The following is a 2,499-nucleotide window of genomic DNA, read 5'->3' as shown; positions in this document are numbered from 1 at the left end:
TGGAACTGGGTCGACGCGTCGTCCAGGCTGATCAGCACCGGTTTGCCCGCCTCGGGCTTGGTGAAATTATTATTGTTGGAGGCGAGGACGATGTTGTCGTTCGTGAGCCGCGCGCGGGAGCGATAGGTGTTCATCCACGCGCCCGAACGTTTGCCCTCGCGGGCATAGGTATCGAGGTAATAGAGGCCGACCACCTCGCCGTTCCGCGTCACTTCGAAGGTGCGGACGTCGGGGTTGAACACCGGGACCTTGCCGGTGTTTTCCTTGAACTCGAGCCCGTAGAGCTGGCCCGCCGCCCAGAACATTCCCTTGAGCAGATTCCCCTGCTCGAAATAGGGCTTAATCTCGTCCTGGCTGAGGTCGTACTTCGCCTTCCTCACCTTCTCCATATAATAACGGTAATCCCACGGCTCGATCGTGGTGACGCCGTCCTTGGCCGCGAACGGCTGCATCTCGGCCACTTCCTCGTGGACCCGCTCCACCGCCGGCTTCCATACCCGCATCATAAGGTCCATCGCCTTGGCCGGCGACTTGGCCATCGTGTCCTGCATCCGCCATTCGGCATGGTTGGCATAGCCGAGCAGATGCGCCCGGTCCGCGCGCAGCTTGACGATCTTGGCGATGACCGCGTTGGTGTCGTTGGCGTCGCCATTGTCGCCGCGATTGACGAACGCGCGCCATACTTTCTCGCGCAGTGCGCGGTTGCTGCCGAAGCTCAGCACCGGGTCGACCGCCGAACGGGTGTTGCGGATCGCGTAGCTGCCCGCCGGAAGCCCCTTGGACTTGGCGACCGCGGCCGCCGCGTCCTTCACATCCTGCTGGACGCCGGCCATGTCGGCCTCGCTCGCCTGGGTGAAGGTCGCCTCGTCAGCCAGCAGGTGCGAGTTAAACTCGGAGAAGTCGGTCGCGAGCTGCTGGTTAAAGTCCGACAGCTGGGCCTTCTGCGCGTCGTTGAGATTGGCGCCGCGGCGGACGAAGCCTTCATAGGTGCGGGTCAACAGGCGGAGCTGCTTGGCGTCGAGGCCAAGGCTGTCGCGCCGGTCGTAAAGGTTTGAAATACGAGCGAAAAGCTTGGAATTCAGATTGATCTTGTCATAGGCCGCCGAGAATTTCGGCGACCATTCCTTGTCGAGCGCCTGGTAGGCCGGGGTCGACATATTGTCGGTCATCACCCCGAACAGCGCCTGGACCCGGTCGAGCGTCCGGCCCGTCTTTTCCATCGCTTCTATCGTATTGGCAAAGCTAGGAGATTCCGGATTGTTGGCGATCGCGTCGGTCTCGGCCAGCAGCTGGTCAATTCCCGCCTGGAACGCGCCGGGGAACAGCTCGGGCTTGACCTGGTCCCAGGGCGGAACGCCGTCATAGGGCCCGGTCCACTCTTTCAGCAGCACGTTATTGGAAACCGCTGCAGTGGCCGCTGCGGCCTCGCTCGTGGCGGCAGCCGCCGGCACAGCAGCGGCCAGCGCGATCGCGGCCGCGCCGCTCATCAGGATCAATTTCAAGACACCCTCCCAAATCGAAGATTTGCGCCGCCCCTAGCGGCTGCGATGCGAAGCCGCCGCAAGCATTTCGACGAGCGGCGGTCATGGTCGATGAACTGAGTTAGCCAAGAATCGAGCTGGCGAGCAACAGCAACAGCTTGACGTCGATTGCCACACCCTCGGCCCGCTTGCGTTCGACGAAGGCCGGGATGTCGGCGCGGGGTACGAGATGGACCTCGATCTCTTCATGTTCATTGCCGCCGCCGTCGCCGATCCGCGTCAGGCCATGGGCGCGGACCAGGGTGAAGCCTTCGGCGACCATCCCCGGCGAGCTGTAGAACTGGCCGATCACCTCGATTCGCTCGGCGGTGAAACCGGTTTCTTCCTCCAGCTCCTTCACCGCGGTTCCCTCGACCGTCGCGTCGGGGTCTTCGTCGCCGACCAGTCCTGCGGGAAGCTCGAGGCATTTGCGGCGGCCGAGGGGTACGCGCACCTGCTCGATCAGCACGACCCTGCCGTCATGCTCGGCGAGGATGACGACGGCGTGCACGCCGCCGCAGCGCTCGACAAATTCCCACGTCCCGTCGCGGACGATGCGGATATATTTCCCCGCCCACTCGACCTCGCCGGTCATAGCTGGATCAGCTTGTCGGGAATTTCATTGGTGTCGGTGCTGCTCTTCGGGAAATGCTCGGCGAGCACGTCGCCGATCCGCTCGACCGCGGCGACGATTCCGTCGCCGGGACGCCCGGCCTTCACCTCGGTGATCAGCGCCGCCATGGCTTCGCCCCAGGTCTCGGGTGTCGTCACCCTTGTAATTGCCTCATCGCCGATGATTTCGGCGCGGCGCTCGGCCATCGACAGGTAGATGAGGATACCGGTACGTCCGATCGTTCGCCGCTCTCCGCCCGTCTTGAACAGCATCACGGCACGGCGCCGCACCCGCCGGGTCTTGGTCGAGCCAGGAGTCAGCGCCAGCCGCAGCGGCATCCATTTCATCACGAACAGGACCACCAGG

Annotated in this window: 3 protein-coding genes; all 3 read right to left on the bottom strand. The window is 63.7% G+C overall.

Annotation, left to right across the window (positions count from 1 at the left end):
- The coding region (locus tag Q0C64_RS12590) for a M3 family metallopeptidase (protein WP_294124188.1) at positions 1-1,502 on the bottom strand (1,502 nt) is incomplete at its 3' end.
- Between the two features lie 100 nt (positions 1,503-1,602).
- Positions 1,603-2,115 carry an NUDIX hydrolase gene (locus Q0C64_RS12585; RefSeq protein WP_294124187.1) on the bottom strand — a complete coding sequence of 171 codons (513 nt, stop codon included), beginning with the start codon at positions 2,113-2,115 and terminating at the stop codon, positions 1,603-1,605.
- Positions 2,112-2,499: TPM domain-containing protein (locus tag Q0C64_RS12580; protein WP_294124186.1), on the bottom strand; the 388-nt coding region annotated here is incomplete at its 5' end. The genes Q0C64_RS12580 and Q0C64_RS12585, both read right to left, overlap by 4 nt.

This window comes from Sphingomonas sp. (assembly GCF_023266535.1).
Lineage (GTDB): Bacteria > Pseudomonadota > Alphaproteobacteria > Sphingomonadales > Sphingomonadaceae > Sphingomicrobium.
The sequence above is the reverse complement of the archived record's forward strand: the minus strand, read 5'-3'. Positions and strand labels throughout refer to the sequence as shown.